Below are 20,129 nucleotides of genomic sequence, written 5' to 3'. Positions count from 1 at the left end.
CTGAACCATGAGCGGCAAGCGTCTCCGCACCCGTCCGTCTGCGCCTGAAACGAGCTCCAAGTCGCGTGCGCCCGGTGCACGGGAGAACGGTCTGGTGCGCGTGCGCGGCGCACGCCAGAACAACCTGAAGAACGTCGACGTCGAAATTCCTCGCGACGCGCTGGTCGTCTTCACCGGCGTGTCGGGATCCGGCAAGTCGTCGCTCGCCTTCGGCACGCTCTACGCGGAAGCTCAACGACGCTATCTCGAGTCGGTGGCGCCCTATGCGCGACGTCTGATCGACCAGGCCGGCGTTCCGGACGTCGACGCGATCGAGGGATTGCCGCCCGCCGTAGCGCTCCAGCAGCAGCGAGGAACCCCGGGGGCGCGCTCGTCCGTCGGGAGCGTCACCACGCTCTCGAGCCTCGTCCGAATGCTCTATTCGCGCACGGGCACCTATCCGCCGAAGCAGCCCATGCTCTTCGCGGAGGACTTCTCACCGAACACCGTCCAGGGTGCGTGTTCGACGTGTCACGGCCTCGGACGCGTTTATGCCGTCACCGAGCAATCGATGGTGCCCGACGACTCGCTCACGATTCGCGAGCGCGCGATCGCGTCGTGGCCGCCGGCATGGCAAGGACAGAACCTCCGCGACATCCTCGTGACGCTCGGCTTCGACGTCGACAAGCCGTGGCGAGACCTGCCCAAGAAGGATCGCGACTGGATCCTCTTCACCGAAGAGCAGCCTACCGTTCCCGTCTACGCGGGCCTGACGCCGAAGGACACGCGGGCGGCGCTCGCACGCAAGGATCCGCCGAGCTACCAGGGCACCTTCACCGGCGCGCGCCGCTACGTGCTCCACACGTTCGCCAACACGCAGAGCGCGCTGATGAAGAAGCGCGTTTCCCAGTTCATGGTGGGCAGTGATTGCCCAACGTGCCACGGCAAACGCCTCAAGCCGGAGGCGCTCTCGGTGACGTTCGGCGGCCTCGACATCGCCGACTTCTCCCAGCTCTCGCTCGAGCGGTTGGCGGAGCTCTTGCGCCCCGTCGCTCGAGGCAACCTGCCCAGTACGGGCACGGAGCAAAGAGCGTCCGTCTCCAAGAAAGCCGCGCGAGCCGCCATCGAACGCCGCGTGGCAAGCGGTGGTTCGGCCCACGAAGGCGCCTTCGACGTGCGGCGCACACCGAACCTCTCCGAGGAGAAGCGACTTGCGGCGCAGCGCATCGCCACCGAGCTACTCGAGCGTCTGACCGCGCTCGTCGACCTTGGACTCGGTTATCTCTCGCTCGATCGCAGCACGCCCACGCTATCGCCCGGCGAGCTCCAGCGATTGCGCTTGGCCACGCAGCTCTCCTCGCAACTCTTCGGCGTCGTGTACGTCCTCGACGAACCTTCGGCAGGACTCCACCCGGCCGACGGCGAGGCGCTCTTCACCGCGCTCGAGCGTCTCAAGGCAAGCGGCAATTCGCTCTTCGTCGTCGAGCACGACGTGCAGATGATGCGGCGCGCAGATTGGCTGGTCGACGTGGGGCCCGCAGCGGGTGAGCACGGTGGGCGAATCGTCTACAGCGGCCCGCCTGCGGGACTCGCGAACGTGAAGGCGTCGACGACGGCACGCTATCTCTTTCGCGCGAGCACGAACGAGCCTCGACGCGAACCTCGACGGCCCGCGGGCTGGCTACGACTGTCCGGCATCACGCGGAACAACCTGCGCCGCGTCGATGCCGCGTTTCCTCTCGGCTGCTTCACGACGGTCACGGGCGTGTCGGGCTCGGGCAAGTCGAGCCTCGTCAGTCAGGCTTTGCCGGAGCTCGTTCGCAAGCACCTCGGGCAGCCCGAAGAGGAAGCGGAGGAGGACGAGCCGAATCCTCTTTTGTCCGTAGAGCAGGCCACGGAGGGAACGATCACGGGCGGTCTCGAGAAGATCCGGCGCCTGGTACGCGTCGATCAGAGACCGATCGGCCGGACGCCGCGTTCCAACCTCGCGACGTACACGGGCCTGTTCGATCACGTTCGCAAGCTCTTCGCCACCACCCCCGGAGCCCGAAAGCGCCGTTACAGCGCGGGACGCTTTTCGTTCAACGTCGCCGAAGGTCGCTGCCCGACCTGCGAGGGCGAAGGCTTCGTCAGCGTCGAGCTCCTGTTCCTTCCGAGTGTCTACGCGCCTTGCTCCACGTGCCACGGCACCCGCTACAATCCGCAGACGCTCGAGATCCGCTGGAACGATCTCCATATCGCCGAGGTCCTCGACCTCACCGTCGACGCGGCTCGCGATCTCTTCGCCGGCGAACCACAGATCGAGCGCGCGCTCACTGCGCTCCGCGACATCGGCCTCGGTTACCTGCGACTAGGTCAGCCGGCCACCGAGCTCTCCGGCGGCGAGGCGCAGCGGATCAAGCTCGCCACCGAGCTCCAGCGTTCGCAGCGCGGTGACACGCTTTACGTGCTCGACGAACCCACGACGGGTCTGCACCCTGCCGACGTCGAGCGCCTGCTGATTCAGTTGCAGGGCCTCGTCGCGGGCGGCAATACGGTGGTCGTCGTCGAGCACGAAATGGGCGTCGCCGCACAGAGCGACTGGGTCATCGACGTGGGCCCTGGAGCCGGCGACGCCGGCGGCCGCATCGTCGCTTCGGGCGTCCCCGACGTCATCGCGCGCAGCGCCGCGAGCCGAACCGCGCCCTACTTGAAACGCCAGACGGCGGCGCGCTGATCGCGCCCGGCAAGCGTTACAGCGCAACTCAGTTGCGCTGATTGAATAGTCAAACGGAGTTCGCGACAGACTTGCACAAAGGACCGAGGATTTCGGGGCCCTCGCCCACCGTGGGCCCCGAAATCCTCGGTCCACGCAAGTGGTCGCCGCAGTAATGGCGGAGAGCGCCGCTGGAGGTGGTCCACGAACCTGCTCCGCTCGCAGCACGACAGGAGCTCTCGCGCTCGACTCGGCACGCCGCTTGTAACGGGCGTTGGGCCATGAATCCGTCGAACGCCCCCACCATGCGAGCCATCGCGATCGATCACTTCGGTGGCGTCGAGGAGCTGAAGCCGCGCGAGCTCTCCATTCCCCAGCTCGGCCCGAAGGACGTCCTCGTGCGCGTCGAGTGCGCCGGAGTCGGCGAATGGGATCCATTCGAGCGCGAGGGCGGCTTCGCGAAGCTCTTCGGCCAGGAGCCGTGCTTCCCGTACATCCTCGGCTCGGAAGGCGCCGGGGTCATCGCCGACGTCGGCTCGGACGTGAAGGGGCTTTCGAAAGGCGACCGCGTCTATGCGACCGGCTTTCTGAATCCGAAGGGCGGCTTCTACGCGCAGTACGCCGCGATCGACGCCTCCCTCGTATCACCGATCCCCGCGAACCTCTCGATCGAGCAAGGCGCGGTCATGTCCGGAGTCGCCGTCACCGCGCTTCGCGGTCTGGATGACGTTCTCGCGCTCCAGCCTAGCGAGTCGATCATCGTCTTCGGCGCGAGCGGAGGGATCGGCCACATTGCAGTGCAACTCGCAAAACGAATGGGCGCACGCGTGCTCGCGGTCGCCTCCGGCGAGGACGGCATCGCGCTCGCGAAGCGACTCGGTGCCGATGGCGTGGTCGACGGCCACCGCGGCGACGTTCTCGCCGCAGCGCGCGATATGGCTCCGGACGGACTAGACGCGGCTCTGCTCACCGCCGGCGGTGAAGCTGCCGAGCGCGCGCTCGCGGCCGTACGCTACGGCGGACGTGTCGCCTACCCCCTCGGCGTCGAGCTCGCCCACACGCGATCGGACCTGAAGGTCCACGGCTACGAAGCCAACCCCGACCACGCGATCCTCGAGCGTCTGGACGCCCTCATCGAGAAGGGGCCCTTCGACGTTCATGTCGCGCGCACCTACGACTTCGCGGACGTCGGCGCCGCTCATCGCGCAATCGCCGAGCATCATCTCGGCAAGTTCGCGCTCCGCATCCCGTAAACGGGACCCAAGTTCGTCCTCGACACGTTCATGGCGGCGGCACGGTGGCATTCGTTCCGCGGAGGAACTCGCCGAAGCGTTCTTGGCCGAAGGCCGCCGTGAACGCGCCCGAGCGCCAAGCGATCTTGCCGTTGATGGCGACGAGGTCGACGACGTCGTCGTCGCGGTTCACCAGGCGGCCCACGCCGGGCAGGAATTCGGCCGTGTGATATTCGTGCACGGCATCCGTCAGCTTCGACGGGTCGATGACCGTGATGTCGGCACGCTTGCCGACCGCGAGGTGCCCGGCGTCGAGATTGAAGAAGTCGGCATTCTCCTTCGTCAGGCGCCAGACCGCCTTTTCGTAGCTCATGAGCGGGGCTCCGGCCTCGTGAGAGGCTTGCACATAGCGGAGCACGCGAAGCGGGAAGTTGTAGAACGCCATACTGTTGATGTGTGCTCCGGAGTCCGCGAATCCGAAGATGCCATTCGGATCGTTGTAGAGATCCTTGTAGCGAGACGGATCGTGATTGCCGATCGTCGTCTCCCATTCGATGGCCTGGTCCTGCTCGACGACGAGGTCCAGGAACGTATCGACGGGGTGCTGATTGCGCTCTTGGGCAATTTCGACGAACGACTTCCCGATCATCGATGCATCCGGCGCCTTGCGAACGTACGCGTCACCGAAATCCTTTTGCCAGACCTTGGGCGCCAGCTTGTTTCGATAGTGCTTCTTGAACGCCTCCCGGTAGGCCGGATCGCTGAGCGTCTCGTTTCGCTTCTTCAGGTCTCGCGAGAGGTGCCGCGCGAGCTCGCCGGTCGGAAACTCCTCGAAGATCACGAGCTCCATCCCCTGCGCGTAGACGCGGAACGGGACCGGAAAGGCCTGCATCCGGAAGTCCGCGCCGAATACCCTGTTGAAGATGCTCGCGATGAAGCTGATGAGGCCGCGAATGTACGGATCGCCCTTCAGATCCATCATCGCCACCATCGATGACTTGAGCTTCTTACGATAGCCGAAGAACGATGCACTCTGTGCCATGTACCAGAGCGCAGCGACGCGGCTGACGAGGTTCGGAACGCCTTGGAGGTGAGCGCCTCGCGCGCGAATCACCTCGGTGAGTGCATTGCGTTCACGGCGCGTGGCATAGGCGGCCGGCAGAAGCTTCGACCAGTGGCGACCATCCATTTTGTCCCACGGGTTATGCTGCATGGAGATGCCGATCATGCCGGCGTCGAGGCTCTCTTCGAGCATCGACACCATGCGCGCCATCTCCTCCTCCGACGGCTGCACGTCCTTCTCGAGGGCGCGATCGATTCCCATGACGCGCGAGCGAATGTCGGAGTGGCCGATGAAGGACGCGAAGTTCGGTCCGATGGCCTGCCGCTCGAGATGCGCAATCCATTCGGCCGGCGTGCTCCACGCCTTTCGCTCCTCGAGAATCGGGAGCAGCACGTCGCGCGGGAACGCCTCGACACGCGTGAACATGTCGCAGCAGTCGTCGACGTCCGAGTAGACGAACGACAGCGAGCAGCCGCCGAGAATGACGCTCGTGACGCCGTGCCGAACGGATTCCGAGAGGCTCGGAGAGACGATGATCTCGCCATCGTAATGAGTGTGGTTGTCGATGAATCCGGGCATGACCCACTTGCCCGTGGCGTCGATCACCTCGGCGGTCGAATGCGCGAGCGGTGAGCGCGAGATCGCCCGAATCTTCCCCCCTTCGACGAGCACGTTGCCGCGAAACGAACGACCACCCGTGCCATCGAAGATGGTCCCCCCGGAAATGACGTAGGCCGACATCTCACTATCTTGCCTCAGACTCGCGAAGAATGCCGGGCCGAGGTCTCCCGCGAGCGGTTCAGCCGCGAAGAGCTCGAGACTCGCGTTCGGCAGACCGGGCGTGAGCTCCGCCGCGGCCTCCCGACCGCTCGAGACTCCTCAGTGCTCAGTGCGCAGCCGTCGACTCGATGAGCTGCCAGGCCGCGTGCACCGACGGACTCCAGAGCTGATGCGGCCACCCTCCGAGCGCACACCAGATCACCGGCTGTCTGCATCCGTCGTAGGTGACGCATGGTCCCGGATCCGTCGGAGTCGTCGTGGTCTTGCAGCCGTTCGCCTCGGCCCAATACGTCGCCGAGTCCAGCCCCGAGCCGAACCCGATGGTCTGGTCCGCGTTGCCGTGAATCACGAGCGCCGTCACGGGCTGCGTCGGACAGGAGAAGTCCGGAGCCATCGGATAATCCTTCGACGGTCCACCGCCGGAATTGGAGATGATCCCGCGGAAGGTGTCTCCGCGATAGCAGCCAAGGAAATTCGCGAGGAAGCCTCCGCGACTGATTCCCCACGCGAAGATGCGATTGGCATCGACGCAATACTTGGAGGAGACGTCCGTCACGAGCGCATCGACGAGGGCAACGCTCGCGTTGAGCCCTGCATGCGTCCCCGTATCCCACGTGCCGGATGGGCTATCGGGATAGATGAAGATGGCGTTCCCGCCCGACTCCCCTTCGAGCCAGAGCCACGCACGAATCTGGGCCCCGCTCATCCAATCTCCGTGGAAGACGACCACGAGCGGCAGCCGCGAATGCCCGTCGTAGTTCCCACCTAGGACGAGCTCGTAGCTGTATTTCACATATGCGAATTCGGTTCGCTGACTCCCCATGTACCCCGTGTACGGCACGGGCCGATCGCACGGTTCCTGGGTCTTGAGCACGCGAGAGCCAGAAGGCGCCGCACCGGCATCGGGCGGCGCGCTTTCCGACACAGTGTGCCCTTCCCCTGGTCGAGGCACGATCGGTGAGTCCGGACGCTGCGTCGGCGTCGACGGAGCGTCCGGCGGAGCCGACGGGACCTCGGGAGCGGACGGTGACGTCGTCGCTTCACTCCCAGCGGTTTGACATCCTCCAAAGAAGAGGGCGATCACGACGCCCGCGACAACGAGCCAGGGATAACGCATGTCGCTCCGATGGTTCGAATCGCATGCCAAGTTCTGGTCGTCGCACGCCCGCGCCGCGCACACCAGACACGCCGCGCATCGAGGGCGACAGGGGAACTCGGCCACCGGCGCATCGATCGGAACGGGCCGACGGGAAGTCACGCCTCTCGAACCGCAGCGCCGAGGCGAGCCAGCGCCTCCTGTCCGCTCAAATGTACTCGTCGACCCAATCGAACATGCGGTGATTTCCAACTGCCGAAGCTGCCTCTTGGCAATGGAGAAGCCCGGTGTCCTCCGCGTCGAACAGCATGTAGTCCTTGGGACACTGGAGAACGTCGTAGAGCTTCTTCGCCTGGCCTACCGAGAAGAGCTCGCCCGTCCCGTCCATGACGAGAGTTCGGCAAGAAATCAGGTGCACGATGGGTTCGTTGTCATACTCGCGGAGCTTGAACATCAGGTCCGACGGCGAGCTTGCTCCGTGCTTGAACATCTCGTCGCGCACGTACCAACGGATGAGCGGCTGGGTCGTCATGATCTGGTAGATCGCCGCGTCGAACGCCGCCGGGTTCTCGTCGAGCACTGGCATGAGATCTGGAAAATAGCGATTGAACCCTTCGAACGACGACTCTGCCCAGTTCAAGACGCCCGGATTGGGGATGAGCAACTTGATCCGCTTTTCGAACGCGGCCGCGCGTGGCGTCAGTGCGCCGCCCATGCTCCATCCGAGAAGCGCGATGCGCCTCCGGTCAACGCCGGCAATCCGAAGCGCGAAGTCGATGACCGGAGTGATCACCTTCTCCCAGTCGGGACGGAAAGGGAGGCCTTGCTCGCGAATCGCCATCCCCTGACCGGGTGCGTGCACGATGAGGCAGTGATATCCACGCTCGAGCGCTCCGTCGATGACGTACTTCGACTCCTCGGGCCATGCATCCCTGCCCTGCTGGAAGACGAAGAGCGGCGCGCTCCCGCAGGCCCGTGGGGAGCGAAAGAAGTACCCTGGCAGAGTCGTTCGTTCGTAGGGGATCCGAACGCGGTGAGCTGGCATTTCGAGCCAGCGAATCGCTTTCTCGTACGCGTCCACCGCGCTTCGTCCGATCTCGAGCACGCTTGGATGTCCCGGCTCCGGATGATGGATGAGCGCTGCCCGATAGTAATTCGCAGCGCGCAGATAGGCGTTGCCCGCGCTGAACCTTCGTCGCTTTGCTGCGCTCGCATCGGCCATCGTTCGAAGTCGATTCGCGGTGCTGACCCACTCCGTCGGCCAGCTCCAGTCGTCGTCGGGATCGATGCGACAGCCCGTGTCGAGAACCTCACTGACGTCTGCCTGGGCGCTATAGGTCGCCCCTAGGAAGTGCAAAAGCTGACTGTTCATGACCTCGTCGTTCATGAGGTCGAGATCGAACCAATCCCTTCTCCCCGTTGGCTCGGGCGGCGGAGGCGGCGGAGGCGACGAAGCCGCCAACACCGCAGTCGGCAAGCCGAAGAACGACGAGCCTCCCGCCAGACCGAGTGCACCTTGGACGAGCGAACGACGGCGAATCGCAGAACGCGCCATGGACCACGCCTCCTTTCGCGCGAACATCGGCTCGCGCAGTTTTGGTAGCGATGAGTCACCGCGCGATGCGCGAGCGTTCAACGAAAACGACTTAAATACCGATGAGACTCATCACCGCAGTTCGACGTCAACCCAGCGCGAACGTGCGCGCCCAGTCGCGACCGATGGTCCCGACCGTTCCCTTGAACGTGCGCGGTCACGCGTGCAGACGGTCCCTCGTCGAAGCGTTCGATGTCCGATGTTCGAATGAACTCGATTGCAGCCTCGATCATTGGAATTCAGACTGACGAATACGCCGGGCTTGGAACAAGCGGTACCGTCGGCGCCCACCGGCTCCATCGGCCCCTCCTCCGGTGTCCCGACACAGAAGCATGGAAACGTGTGCCCCTCCGCCCGGTCGACTCGTGCTCGGCGCCCGCGCGGCCACGAGGCCGGCGCGCGTTCTCCGCTCAAGAAGTGCCCGTCAAAGCCGTTCTCGTCGACGTATCGCGCCGGTCAGCGATGCGGTGATGCGACGATGCGATGACGCGATGACGCGATGATACGATGATGAAGCGGCATTCGTACGTAGTTGCACGTAGTGGCTTTTCGAGCGCTATCGCGACCATCGAAGGTGATGACGCGCTTGCCCGGCCTCGTGTATGGTTCGAGATCGTGCGCAAACTGCGAATTGTGCCCGAAAGGACGAACATGCTGCGTGCACTTATGGGCTTTGCGAGGGTGAGCCTGCTTGGCTTGGCCGTCGCTTCGACCGGCTGCTCGATGGTCGGCTGGAAATACGACTACGGCGGCCGTCACTACACGATGACCAAGGAAAATAGCGACTATCACGCAAAAGCAATTCGTGACGTGCGGACGCGGTATGGCGATCCGCAAGCGCAAACGGACATCGCCAACTTGAAGGGTGCCTGCGAGCTTTTCCAAAAATATGCCGCGGAAGCACCTGATCCTGGCTCGTTCACCCCCGCTCGCGAGCTGCTCGATGCCGATGTGCGAAGCACATGCGCGCGATGGCACCAGCAGGAACATCGCGACCAGCAGGCCACGGACGAGAAGAACCGCCGAGACGAGGTCGTGCAGGTTCGCGAGGCGCGCAGCCGTCAACGCGAAGAAGAATCGCGACAGCGCGACACCGAGCGGCGAGAGCAGTACCGGCGCGTGATCACCCAGCGCATCGAACGCGAGAGCAAGGTTCTCGAAGCGTGCGAGGCGAACGCACCGGCGCGCGCGAATCGCCGACGCCACGAGGAGATCGCGCGAAGCAATCCTGCCGCGGCCCTGCAAAAGCAATGCGCGCCACAGAGGGGCACGAAGACCGTCAAGAGCGAGTGTCGGGACGCAAACGGTTTCACGCGCACATGCTCGAAATCCGTTCCCGGAGAGGTCATCGGGTACGCATGCCCGAAGTCGATGGATACCGAGGTCGTGCAGATCGGCCTCCATCAGCTCGGGTTGCTCGACACACCGCCGTATCCGGAAGACGACTCCATCCAGCCGGGTGACGAGACGTGTGAGAAAACCCAAGCGAGCGTCAAAAAAGCACGCGAAATGCTCGAAGAGTCGGCAGGCACCACCACGGGGGCATTGCAATGAAGCGCGGAATCTTGATCGGCGGCGCGAGCGCGTTGGCGTTGAGTTTGGCCGGCGGCGTGGGCTGGTACCAATGGACGCACTCGCCAACGTACTCGCTCGTGCAGATCGCGAGCGCGGTCGAGCAGCACGACAAGTACACCTTCGAGAAGCACGTCGACCTCGACAGCGTCCTCGAGTCACTCGTGGCGGACGCCTCCGACGGCAATCCGCTCGCGACTGCACTGGGCGGGGCGCTCGTGACGCGCGTTAAGCCGGTCGTCCTCAAGGCCGTCGAGGACGGCGTCGTGCCCGGCGATTCGCCACTCGGAAAGTCGATGCAAAAGGCAATGTCCGGCAAGGTGCCGGAGCTCGAGCGGCAGGGTCGAAATGCTCACTTCTTCGTCGTGGTCACGACGACACGTGGAGCGCCATTCAACCTCAAGCTCCACATGACACAGGTTCCCGACGGGTATTGGCGCATCGACCGAATCGCGAACATGAAGGAATTTCGCGCTCTCGAGGATGCCGAAGAGGCCGCTCGGAAAGCCGAAATCGCGAAGGCCAACGAAGCGAAGCTCTCGGCGTTGAAGGTCGCCGCGAAGCTCCACACGTCGGTGCGCGAGGGCTGGTCGCGCAAAAATCGTTTCCAGGTGAAGTTCGAGAACCGAGGCGAGGTCCCGATCGCCGCGTTCACCGGGCGCATCAAATTCGCCGCTCACAACTTCGATGCTCCCGTCCGCGGAACCATCGATCTCGCTCCGGGGCAGGCCGGTAACGGTGCGTGGGAGTTCGATGTGAATCAGTTTCTGCGCTACACGGAGGAGGTCTACGCGCTCGGCGAAACGGACGAGTTCGACGTGGTCATCGAGTCCTTGAACTTCGCCGACGGCACCAAGGTGGCCCGCGGCGACGCCCCGTAACCCATACCCTGGAGAAGATCGCCGGCCACGTTGCGCGGGCACTCGAGAAGCCATTCGGCCAATTCGCGCGCAAACGCAGTTCGAACGAATCTGCAAGTGGCGTTCTGGTCGAATGCTCGTTCGCACGAAGGAGCGGCGTCGCCGTCTCGCCCGCGAGCAGCGCTGGAAATGCTGCTCGCGGATGGTGAGTCGAAGGCCTGTATCGACTACTTCGCGACGAAGATGTTCAACGTGTTGGCGGTCGGGGCGTCGTCGACCGCGGCGAGCCGGACCTTGTGGTGACGCTCGTCGAGTGCCAGGCCGAACGCCGACCCGGAGCTGGGGTCGATGGGGAACTGGGCCACGAACTCGCCCTTGGCGGTGAACTCGACGATCTCGCTCGGTTGAGCCGGGTCAGGGTTGATCGCGTCTCCTTGCGAGGAGATGAGGTTTCCGTTGCGAGCGCGCGCGAGGGCGAGTGGGCCGTGCAGGTGCACGGGATCCGTCACGATGGGCTCTCCCATGCCGGCGTCGTGACGTCGATCGCTGGCGTCGCGGATGGCGAAGATCGTGTTGTCGCCCGTCGATGCCACGTAGAGGATGTCGCGCTTCTCGTCCAGGGCGAGGCCGGTCGGTCCGATGACGAACGCCGCCGAGTCGCAACGGTGCAGGTAGCCCGAGGCGATCACCGTCTCCTTCTCGATGACGATACGGCGCTTGCCTTTGAATTTGAATTTGCGGTTGCGGTCACCGTTGTCGTTATCGTCACCGTTGTCGTCATTGTCGTCATTGTCGTCATCACACTGAGAGTCTCGATCTCCATCGATGCGGACGTCGAGGCGAGTCACCGTTCCGCTGAGAACGTTCGACACGAAGATCTTCGCGCGCGACCCTTCGTCCTTGATCGTGAGATCCCAGGGGCCCTGCAAGAACTTCTTGCTCGTGAACGTCTTCACGATGTTGCCCTTGCGATCGATGAAGAGCAGGGAACCGTTGCCGACGTTCTCCATCTCGCCGTTCGGTCCCTCCGTGCACACTCCCGAGCCATCGGTGCTCGGTACGTTGCCGACGACCACGAAGCCTCGCTCCAGGACGCCCAGCGCGGTCGAGAGACCTGGTGTAGCTGGGTCCTGGAAGAACAACGACGGCGACGCATTGGCATTCACACGCACGATCGTGGTGCCGGTGCCCTGTAGATTCCCGCTGTTGTTGAAGTTCGAGACGATGACGTCGCCCTTGCGGAGGATGCCGCCACGCGGAAAGTCGTCGGGCACGAACGCAACGCCGTAGGGATTCACGTCGCCGTTCTCGGGCACGGTGCTCGCCGAAACCGTGGGCGTCGACGGAAGGCGCGGAAGAATGGCGCCACCGTGCTTCCACCCGAGCGACTGCTCGACCGCTGAAGTACCTTCGGTTGTCGTATCTTCGCTACTCGCGTCACCACCGCACGCCGTGACCGTGAATGCAACCAGCGTAGCGGCCAACGACGTCATGAAAATCGATCGCATCGCACACACCTCTCGTTTCGGGAATGCGCGGCGCAACCTGGGCTCTCCTCGCGTCGACGCAAGACACAACGGTCCTCACTGGTCGTTCGCAGCGCCCGCTGATTCGAGAGCGGACGGTGCGCGCAGCTGCAACGAAGCCCGCGCTCCTGCACGGCCGGCAAGGCGCCCCCCCCTCGCCTCCGCGCGATCGCTAGCGCACCTCCGTCTCGAGCGGCAGCCCCGCGGCCAGCCACTCTTTCTTCCCACCGACGAAGACAGCGACGTCCTCGTAGCCGAGTCGAACGAGCTCCTCGGCGGCCTGATGCGAGTTCTTGCACGTGTCGCTGGCGCAATAGACGACGATTCGCGCGCGCCGATCAGGAAGCACCGCGGCCGCGCGAGCGGCGACGTTATCGTGTGGAAAGTGGACGGCGCCCGGGAGGTGCCCTTCGCGAAAATAGCGCTCGGGAAGGGCTTCGAGCAGCATGGCGGCTCCGGACGACGCGAGGGCCGCTCGCAGCGCTGCGAGGTCGATAGTCTTCATCACGCCCTCGCTTTCTGCGTGGGAAGTCCGCGCGTCACTGCCCGTTTTTTGGAGAAAGGCGGGGAAAGCGCATCCGAGTCCGTCTTGGCAAACCGTCGAATGATTCCAATGTCGATCATAGACTGCTCCTGTCTCGAGGTCGGGAGCCTGTCTTTACGGCGCGGCGCGCGTGCCGAGTAGACGGCGACAGGAGCACGCATCGTTCTCCTGGGGAGAACGGTGAGCAGCGACTATCCTCGGCGCGTGGCATTCGATCTGGAGCACATCGTCGACCTTGCACTCTTCGCGCGGATCGTGGACGCACGCTCGTTCTCGGAAGCTGCGCGGCGGACGGGCATCGCCAAATCTGCCGTCAGCCGGAGGATCGCGCTCCTCGAGAAGCGCCTCGGCGTACAGCTGCTGCGGCGCTCGACGCGCGCGCTCGACGTGACCTCCGACGGGGCTCGGTTCTACGAGCACTGCGTCAAGGTCCTCGAGGCGGCGCGCGCCGCGGAGGACGCCGTCAGCGGCTCGGGGGTCCGCATGCGCGGCGTCGTACGCATCAGCGCGCCTGTCACCTTCTCGCAGATGTACCTTGCCGCGGCGGTCGCCAAGTTCCAGCTCGAGCATCCAGCAGTCGACGTGCAGCTCACGACCAACGACCGCTTCGTGGACGCGGTCGCCGGCGAGTTCGACCTCGTCGTTCGCGTGACGAGGCTCGAGGACGGCTCGTTCGTCGCCAAACGCCTTGCCTCCGATCGCCTCGTCGTCGCAGGTTCACCGGCGTACCTCGCCGCCCGCGGTCGCCCCCTGCGCGCCGAGGATCTCGTCCATCACCAATGCTTGCACTATACACTCGTCGACGCAGCCGCCGAATGGCGGTTCCGCGGGAGCGATCGCAAGCCGGTCGCCCTCGCACGCGGCGCCTTCTCGGCGAACAACGGAACCGTGCTGAAGGAAGCGATGCTGGCAGGCCTCGGCCTCGCCGTCCTCCCGTCCTTCATGGTCGCCAGCGAGGTCCGCGCCGGACGTGCCGAGCTCGTTCTGGAAGGACTTCGCCGCGCCGAGATCGGCATCTACGCGGTCGTATCGAACGCCCGCGGGCTCCCGTTGCGCGTTCGCACGCTCATCGAACATCTCCAGCGCCACTTCGCCGATCCCGACTGGCGCATCCCGCCGGCTCCGGCGACGGTTCGAAAGCGGACGACATCCCGCAGGGCGTGAAGCTTTGCTCGGCGTCGGCGTGCACGAACGTCAACGGACGAGCGCCAAATCGTGACCGACGGTTCTCCTCGAGGGAGCCCCGGCCTTCGGAAGCTCGAACCAGAAGACGCTTCCTCGATCGACATTTTCACGGACGCCGACCGTTCCGCCGTGGGCCTCCGCGAGCCGGCGAACCGTTGCGAGGCCGAGGCCAATACCCGGAATGGCGGCGTCGGCGGCTCGAACGTACGGGTCGAAGATGCGGTCCTTCTCCGACGAGGGAACTCCGGGCCCCGTATCGCTCACTTCGACGAGGACGGACCGTCCGAGGTCACGCGCGCGGACAACCACCCGTCGAACGTCCGATGTCCCCATGAACTTGATTGCATTTCCGAGCAAGTTGGAAATCAGACTAACGAATACGCCGGGACTACAGGAAGCGGTGAGGTCGGCCTCCACCGGCTCGAGCTCGAGTGTGATTCCGTTCTGTTCGGCGGATGGACGCATGTCATCGACGACGCCCGCGAGGGTCTCCCCCACGTTGGCCATCGTCCCCTCCTCCGGTGCTTTTCCCGCGCGAGCAAAGAGCAAGAGCCCGTCCACCAATTGACCGACGCGCTGGAGTGTCGTCGTTGCGCGATCGAGCACCCCCTTCTTCAGACCGAGCTCGGGATTGCGCTTCGTCAGATCGAGCGCGAGGCCGACCGACGCAAGGGGACTCCGGATGTCGTGAGCGACGCGACCCGCAAAAAGCTCGAAGTCGGAGACTCTCGTTTCCATCAAGCGCGCGAAGCGGCGGAGGATGCGAACCATCACGAACGCCGCCGTCGCCGCGAGAACTGCACTCAGAGCATTCAACACCGCGCCCGTGCGCCGAGAGGAGGCACGGAGCTGCGCGATGCGAGCACCGAGCGCTGTCGACTGGCCCGCGTTCAAGTCGATCTCGTCGACCATCTCGGCGTCGAGGCGGTCGATGGCGGGTTGGGTCTTCGAGTCGAGCTCCTGGGCCGAGGCCTGACGATTTCCCGCCTCGTATTGCCGAAGAACCTCATCGATGGACGCGTTCATCTCTCCAGCACGCGCTGAGGCGCGGTCTTCTATCGCCTGCTCACCGGGATAGGTTGGAAGGGCGAGACACCTGTTCCGCTCGGCGGTGAGCGCTTCTCGAGTTCGGGAGAGTCTCGACAAATCGTCGGCCGAGTTCCTCGCCCCGCCGTGGTCGTCGGTCACTCGTTCGAGAAGCAAGGAGATCTCACGGAGCTCGCTTCTCGCCCTCGACAAACAATCGATGGTCGGAAGCGCATTGCCAGTGATGCTCTCAGCCGCCTCCTCGATGCCGCGCGCGCGATATTCGGACACGGCGCTGGCGGCGACGAAGCTCGCGATCGTCAACGCAAAGGAGCCGACGAGCAACCCTGCGAGCCGGCGGGAGCTCGCGCTGCGAGCGTCCGTACCCATCACCGCTTCTCTGGCGGTGGATCAGGGGCGGCTCGCTCTCGGAGCGCGCGACCGATGAGGCTCACGAGCGAGTCCAAGGCATACGGCTTGGATAGGTAATACCGAGTGCCCACACTCGCGGCGACGACTCCCAGGTCGAGCATGCCGGAGCAAAGAATGATCGGGACGCTCTCGAGGCCGTGGTTGCGCATGAACATCTGATGCGCCATCTCGGGGCCGCTCACCTTGGGCATTTCGACGTCGAGGACAACCAGGTCCGGCTTCCGAGCGTCGAGCAGCGACAGGGCCTCGGAGCCGTCGTTTGCCACGCGGGTGTCGTACCCGTCGAAGTGAAGCAGCTCCGACAGCAGATCCGCCGTATCGACGTCGTCATCGACGATGAGCAGGTCCGCCATATCGCCGCCCTAGAACCGGTTCGAACACGCACCGTGGCTTGCATCGTGCGTACCGACCCGCGAAGGCACGCACACCGTCCACGAGCTCGGCCCCCGAAGCTCACCAGTGACGTCCGCGCCGGCCTTCGTCGGTCGTGCGGATTGGTCGCGAGCGTCGCGTGGACGCGCTTCTGCAAACGACGCGCTTCTGTAAACGACGCCCGTGCCGAGGCCCAAATGCGACGAAGCCGGCGGGGCCTCGAATCGAGGACCACACCGGCTTCGTGGGGTGCTTTGCTTCTAGCGGGTGATCAGTTGCCGATGGTCTTCGCGACTTCCGCCGCGAGATCTTCGGTCTTCTTCTCGATGCCTTCGCCGAGGCCAAAGCGGACGAACGTGTTCAGCTTGAGCTCGCCGCCGAGCTTCTTGCCGAGCGCACTGCGAAGCTTGTCGACCGAACCGCCACCGGGCTCCCAGACGTTGTCCTGACCGAGGAGCGTGGTCTCCGTGTACCACTTGGTGATCTTGCCCTCGATGACCTTCGGCCACATGGCCTCCGGCGGCCCCTTGCGCGACTCAGCCGCCTTGAGCTCCTTGGCGAGCTCCTCGGGCGAGAGGTCCGTCGCCGCCTTGAGCTCCGCGATGCGGGCGTTCGCAGCGTCGACTTCTTCCTTCATCTGCGCGACGTAGATTTCCCGCTGCTTGTCGACGTCGGCCTGCGCGAGCTGGCTCTTGTCGACAACGAGGGGGCTCATCGCGGCGACCTGCATCGCGGCGTTCTCGACGAAGCCGAGGAACTCGGCGTTGGCGAGGTCCGCGGTGGGCGCGTCGGCCGAGAGGAGGACGGCGAGCTTGCCGCCCATGTGGACGTAGTCCTTGATGACGCCGTTGGGGCCCGAGGCCTCGAGCGAGTCCCAGCGGCGAACGACGATGTTCTCGCCGATACGGCCGACGAGCTCCTGGCGAACCAGGTCGATCGACTTCTCCGTGCCCGGGTAGGTCTGCGAGGCGAGGTCGCCGCCCTTGGCGAGGTTCTGCGCGACCGAGACGACGTTGCGAACGAACGTCTTGAAGTCGTCGCCGCGGGCGACGAAGTCCGTCTGGCAGTTGACCTCGACGATGACGCCCTTCTTGCCGTCGGCGCTCACCCAGGTCGCGACCTCACCTTCGGCCGCCACCTTGCCGGCGCGCGAAGCGGCCTTGACGATCCCCTTCTTGAGGATGACTTCGACCGCCTTCTCGAGATCGCCTTCGGCCTCGACGAGCGCGTTCTTGCAGTCGGACATGCCGGCCGACGTGCGTTCGCGGAGCTCCTTGATCAATGCGGGAGTGACAGCTGCCATGATTCGAATCCTCGTGATTGAGAGCCAAGCGCGGCAACGGTGACGCCCGCTTGGCGATAAAAGTTATAGGAACGACTCGACCCCCGCCGCGCGGAGCACAACGAGGGTCGCGTTCACGTCGAGCAGATGCTCAGAGAGAGAAGATCAGGAAGGCTGGCCTTCGCCGCCGCCCTCACCCTGCTGCTCCGACTGACGCGGGCCGCCACGGCCGCGGGCGTACGAGACGTCCGCCTGGGGGCCACGGTGCGCTTCTTCGCGCGGCGCGTGGTCCTTGCGGCGCTGCATGCCTTCGACGACCGCGTCCGCCACGCGCTGCGTGATGAGCTTGATCGAGCGGATGGCGTCGTCGTTGCCCGGGATGACGTAGTCGACGAGGTCCGGGTCGCAGTTCGTGTCGGTGATCGCGATGATCGGGATCTGGAGCTTCTTCGCCTCGCTGACGGCGATCGTCTCCATCGCGGGGTCGATCACGAACACGGCCGCGGGGAGCGCGTTCATGTTCTTGAGACCGCCGACGTACTTCTCGAAGCGCTCACGCTCCTTCTCGAGGCGCGAGACTTCCTTCTTCGGAAGCTGGAGGTACGTGCCGTCTTCCTTCATGCGCTCGAGCTGGCGCATGCGGTCGAGGCCCTGCTTGATCGTGCGGAAGTTCGTGAGCGTGCCACCGAGCCAGCGGTTCACGACGTAGAAGGAGCCCGAACGCGCGGCCTCCTCCTGGACGATCTCCTGCGCCTGGCGCTTCGTTCCGACGAAGAGCACCTGACCACCACGACCGACCACTTCGGTGACGAAGTTGAACGCGCGCTGGAAGAGGCGCGCCGTCTGGTCGAGGTCGATGATGTGGATGCCGTTGCGCGCGCCGTAGATGAACGGACGCATCTTCGGGTTCCAGCGCTTGGTCTGGTGACCGAAGTGGACACCCGCGTCGAGGAGCGAGCGGAGCGGAAGGGGGAAATCGTTCTTGAGCTGCGGAACTTCGGACTGAGCCATGATGCGCGCTTCCTTTCGGTTGGGCCTCCGTTTCCCCCCTTGGCCAGCGTTCTCCTTCGGGAGATCCGCACCGGGCCAATGGATTGCGCAGGGAAACGTGTGGATTGGTTTCGAGACATCCCTTGATACGTCGAGCCTGAAATAGCGCTCTAAGGACCGAGGGAGCGCGCATCCTAGTCACGCGCCGTGCCACGTCAAGAACAGCCTTTCGTGGCGTGTTCGGAGGCGTCGAGGCGACACCGTTCTGCCTTCGTTTCCTACTCCCGTCTGCGCCGTGCACGTGGCGGTCCTGTGACGGCAAGGTAGCGCTTGGCCTTGCCTTTCGAGCTCATGCGCGCGATACGAGCTCGGCCTTTCTTTGCAGGAGAAACACGTGCAGCGAACCAGCTTTGCCTCATGGATGTGGCTGGCCCTCGGCGCAAGCGCCGCCGTAGCCTCGCCTGGATGCAGTGGTGACAATGGGCCGGCCGGACCGCAGGGCCCCGCAGCCGCCGCCCCTACCCCCGAACCCGGACGGCGATCAACCTCGTCGAGCCGAACGTCGGTCTTCTCGGCCGTAAGGGCACCGTGCGCGTCTCGTTCGACGGGCCAGCCCTCCCCGAGGGCGCAACGCTCGACCTCGGCGACGGCGTGACCGTGAGCGGGTGCGCGACGAACGGCGTCTCGCTCTCGTGCGATTTCGCCGTCACCGACCGTGCGAAGACGGGCGCGCGCGACCTGACCGTCTCGGCCGACGGCGTCGACCCCGTGATCGGCGCGGGCGCCTTCGTCGTCGCAGCCCCGATCGATGCGAAGGTCGGTGCAGGCAAGCCCGAACAGGGTGGCCTCGCGAGCCTGACGATCGCGAACCGCGATCGGACCTGGTTCGATACGGAGAACTTCTACCTCGTCTCCGCGAAGTACCAGAAGGGCGGCGCCACGCTCGTCCAGCTCAAGTCCGACGGTCTGACGGCAACCGACGGCGCCATCATCCTGCTCGGCGATCCGCTCGCCGAAACCGGGCCGCTCGGCTTCATCGGGATCAACAACCCCGACGATCCCGACACCGCCACGTTCGCCACCGCCGCCGACGCAGTGACCGTCGCGCAGCGCGCGCCCGCAGCGCTCGTCTCCGGAACGCCGAGCGACAAGTCGTTCGAGCAACCCTACGAGACCGCGTTCTTCCAGGCCGATCTCGCGCCTCAGGCCGCCGAGGGCCTCCTCGTCGACGCGTACGCGAAGAAGCCCGCGGGCTCGACGATGGCGCCGCTCGTCCTCGCCTACCCTGCCTCCGGCAAGGTCGCCGATCTGCTCGACCAGAAGACCGACGATCCGGGGTTCCCTGCCTTCGGCATTCCGGCCACCGAAGCGCGCGTGGCGTATCCCGTCGTCGAAGCGACCAAGGGCTACTTCATCGTGTTCGACAAAAGCCTCGCGAGCGGACCGACGACGCAGCTCTCGTTCGACTACCGCACCTACCGCGCCACGATCGTCGCCGAGCAGGCCGGTGCCCACGACAGCACCGCGCAAGACCTCGGCGTGCTCGCAGCGGCCGATGACGCCGTTCCTGGACGGATCGTCCAGGGATCGCTCGGCAAGGCCAGCGAGATGGACACCTACGCGTTCCATGGGCTGTCCGGAGAGGACACCATCGATCTGCAGGTCAGCCTGTACACCGACTCGAATCTCACCGTCCTCGTCGACAGCAAAGGCACGTTCGACAGCCCGTCGATGGTGAGCATTTCCCTGAGTGGAAAGACGGGCAGCTCCACGACGGTCGCGATGTACGGCACGAGCCGTTTCATCCGCGTGATGGCGGCGGACAGCGCGGCCAAACCAACGGGCTCGTACAAGCTCGGCGTGCGGCGGCTCCCGTGAGGACCACGAAAAACTTCGACGTG

The 20,129-nt window shown here is 64.9% G+C and carries 15 protein-coding genes; 6 read left to right on the top strand and 9 right to left on the bottom strand.

The features are described from left to right. The first annotated feature begins 7 nt into the window (after nt 1–7). Together AKJ09_RS40360 and AKJ09_RS40355 are read left to right on the top strand one after the other, a co-directional pair. Nucleotides 8–2,695, top strand: a complete 2,688-nt coding sequence (locus tag AKJ09_RS40360) for an excinuclease ABC subunit UvrA (RefSeq protein WP_146653157.1) — start codon at nt 8–10, stop codon at nt 2,693–2,695. A gap of 260 nt (nt 2,696–2,955) precedes the next feature. Next, the gene (locus AKJ09_RS40355) at nt 2,956–3,927 is read left to right on the top strand and encodes an NADP-dependent oxidoreductase (RefSeq protein ID WP_240488787.1); all 972 of its coding nucleotides are present in this window, start codon (nt 2,956–2,958) and stop codon (nt 3,925–3,927) included. Nucleotides 3,928–3,955: 28 nt separating this feature from the next. On the opposite strand, the gene AKJ09_RS40350 is transcribed toward AKJ09_RS40355, so the two are convergent. The 3 genes from AKJ09_RS40350 to AKJ09_RS40340 form a co-directional block, all read right to left on the bottom strand. Further along, a complete protein-coding gene (locus AKJ09_RS40350; protein ID WP_146653156.1) occupies nt 3,956–5,710 on the bottom strand; it encodes an N-acyl-D-amino-acid deacylase family protein in 1,755 nt (584 codons plus the stop codon). Between the two features lie 145 nt (nt 5,711–5,855). Next, nucleotides 5,856–6,674 (bottom strand): CE1 family esterase, encoded by an 819-nt coding sequence (locus tag AKJ09_RS40345; RefSeq protein ID WP_205633934.1) that lies wholly within the window; start codon nt 6,672–6,674, stop codon nt 5,856–5,858. Between the two features lie 379 nt (nt 6,675–7,053). Next, a complete protein-coding gene (locus AKJ09_RS40340; RefSeq protein ID WP_146653154.1) occupies nt 7,054–8,400 on the bottom strand; it encodes an alpha/beta hydrolase family protein in 1,347 nt (448 codons plus the stop codon). 690 nt (nt 8,401–9,090) lie between these two features. Between AKJ09_RS40340 and AKJ09_RS40335 the strand changes: the two genes are divergently transcribed. Together AKJ09_RS40335 and AKJ09_RS40330 are read left to right on the top strand one after the other, a co-directional pair. Continuing rightward, the gene (locus AKJ09_RS40335) at nt 9,091–9,993 is read left to right on the top strand and encodes a hypothetical protein (RefSeq protein ID WP_146653153.1); all 903 of its coding nucleotides are present in this window, start codon (nt 9,091–9,093) and stop codon (nt 9,991–9,993) included. Next, the gene (locus AKJ09_RS40330) at nt 9,990–10,892 is read left to right on the top strand and encodes a DUF2939 domain-containing protein (protein ID WP_146653152.1); all 903 of its coding nucleotides are present in this window, start codon (nt 9,990–9,992) and stop codon (nt 10,890–10,892) included. Before AKJ09_RS40335 ends, AKJ09_RS40330 begins: the two co-directional genes overlap by 4 nt. Before the next feature lie 206 nt (nt 10,893–11,098). Here the strand turns inward: AKJ09_RS40330 and AKJ09_RS40325 are convergent, their stop codons facing one another. Both AKJ09_RS40325 and AKJ09_RS40320 read right to left on the bottom strand, forming a co-directional pair. Then, nucleotides 11,099–12,379, bottom strand: a complete 1,281-nt coding sequence (locus tag AKJ09_RS40325) for an NHL repeat-containing protein (protein WP_146653151.1) — start codon at nt 12,377–12,379, stop codon at nt 11,099–11,101. A 190-nt stretch (nt 12,380–12,569) separates the two neighbouring features. Further along, a complete protein-coding gene (locus tag AKJ09_RS40320) occupies nt 12,570–12,902 on the bottom strand; it encodes a rhodanese-like domain-containing protein (protein WP_146653150.1) in 333 nt (110 codons plus the stop codon). Between the two features lie 243 nt (nt 12,903–13,145). Between AKJ09_RS40320 and AKJ09_RS40315 the strand changes: the two genes are divergently transcribed. Next, the gene (locus tag AKJ09_RS40315; RefSeq protein ID WP_146653149.1) at nt 13,146–14,105 is read left to right on the top strand and encodes a LysR family transcriptional regulator; all 960 of its coding nucleotides are present in this window, start codon (nt 13,146–13,148) and stop codon (nt 14,103–14,105) included. Between the two features lie 30 nt (nt 14,106–14,135). Here the strand turns inward: AKJ09_RS40315 and AKJ09_RS40310 are convergent, their stop codons facing one another. The 4 genes from AKJ09_RS40310 to rpsB form a co-directional block, all read right to left on the bottom strand. Next, a complete protein-coding gene (locus AKJ09_RS40310; protein ID WP_146653148.1) occupies nt 14,136–15,152 on the bottom strand; it encodes a sensor histidine kinase in 1,017 nt (338 codons plus the stop codon). Between the two features lie 389 nt (nt 15,153–15,541). Further along, nucleotides 15,542–15,937, bottom strand: coding sequence for a response regulator (locus AKJ09_RS40305; protein ID WP_146653147.1), 396 nt, complete (start codon nt 15,935–15,937; stop codon nt 15,542–15,544). Between the two features lie 290 nt (nt 15,938–16,227). Beyond that, entirely contained in the window at nt 16,228–17,259 is a 1,032-nt protein-coding gene (tsf, locus tag AKJ09_RS40300) for a translation elongation factor Ts (RefSeq protein WP_146653146.1), read from the bottom strand. 144 nt (nt 17,260–17,403) lie between these two features. Then, entirely contained in the window at nt 17,404–18,249 is an 846-nt protein-coding gene (gene rpsB, locus AKJ09_RS40295; RefSeq protein WP_146653145.1) for a 30S ribosomal protein S2, read from the bottom strand. A gap of 567 nt (nt 18,250–18,816) precedes the next feature. Here rpsB and AKJ09_RS40290 point away from each other — a divergent pair. Then, on the top strand, nt 18,817–20,106 hold the full coding sequence (locus AKJ09_RS40290) for a hypothetical protein (RefSeq protein ID WP_146653144.1): 1,290 nt from the start codon (nt 18,817–18,819) through the stop codon (nt 20,104–20,106). Nucleotides 20,107–20,129 lie beyond the last annotated feature (23 nt).

The organism is Labilithrix luteola (assembly GCF_001263205.1).
GTDB lineage: Bacteria > Myxococcota_A > Polyangia > Polyangiales > Polyangiaceae > Labilithrix > Labilithrix luteola.
This window is presented reverse-complemented; position numbering and strand designations above follow the sequence as displayed.

What these genes read in the sequence shown, in the direction of transcription:
- AKJ09_RS40340 (WP_146653154.1), bottom strand. Translation starts at nt 8,400, where the DNA reads ATGGCGCGTTCTGCGATTCGCCGTCGTTCGCTCGTCCAAGGTGCACTC.
- rpsB (WP_146653145.1), bottom strand. Translation starts at nt 18,249, where the DNA reads ATGGCTCAGTCCGAAGTTCCGCAGCTCAAGAACGATTTCCCCCTTCCG.
- AKJ09_RS40360 (WP_146653157.1), top strand. Translation starts at nt 8, where the DNA reads ATGAGCGGCAAGCGTCTCCGCACCCGTCCGTCTGCGCCTGAAACGAGC.
- AKJ09_RS40355 (WP_240488787.1), top strand. Translation starts at nt 2,956, where the DNA reads ATGAATCCGTCGAACGCCCCCACCATGCGAGCCATCGCGATCGATCAC.
- AKJ09_RS40305 (WP_146653147.1), bottom strand. Translation starts at nt 15,937, where the DNA reads ATGGCGGACCTGCTCATCGTCGATGACGACGTCGATACGGCGGATCTG.
- AKJ09_RS40310 (WP_146653148.1), bottom strand. Translation starts at nt 15,152, where the DNA reads ATGAACGCGTCCATCGATGAGGTTCTTCGGCAATACGAGGCGGGAAAT.
- AKJ09_RS40320 (WP_146653150.1), bottom strand. Translation starts at nt 12,902, where the DNA reads ATGAAGACTATCGACCTCGCAGCGCTGCGAGCGGCCCTCGCGTCGTCC.
- AKJ09_RS40335 (WP_146653153.1), top strand. Translation starts at nt 9,091, where the DNA reads ATGCTGCGTGCACTTATGGGCTTTGCGAGGGTGAGCCTGCTTGGCTTG.
- tsf (WP_146653146.1), bottom strand. Translation starts at nt 17,259, where the DNA reads ATGGCAGCTGTCACTCCCGCATTGATCAAGGAGCTCCGCGAACGCACG.
- AKJ09_RS40325 (WP_146653151.1), bottom strand. Translation starts at nt 12,379, where the DNA reads ATGCGATCGATTTTCATGACGTCGTTGGCCGCTACGCTGGTTGCATTC.
- AKJ09_RS40330 (WP_146653152.1), top strand. Translation starts at nt 9,990, where the DNA reads ATGAAGCGCGGAATCTTGATCGGCGGCGCGAGCGCGTTGGCGTTGAGT.
- AKJ09_RS40350 (WP_146653156.1), bottom strand. Translation starts at nt 5,710, where the DNA reads ATGTCGGCCTACGTCATTTCCGGGGGGACCATCTTCGATGGCACGGGT.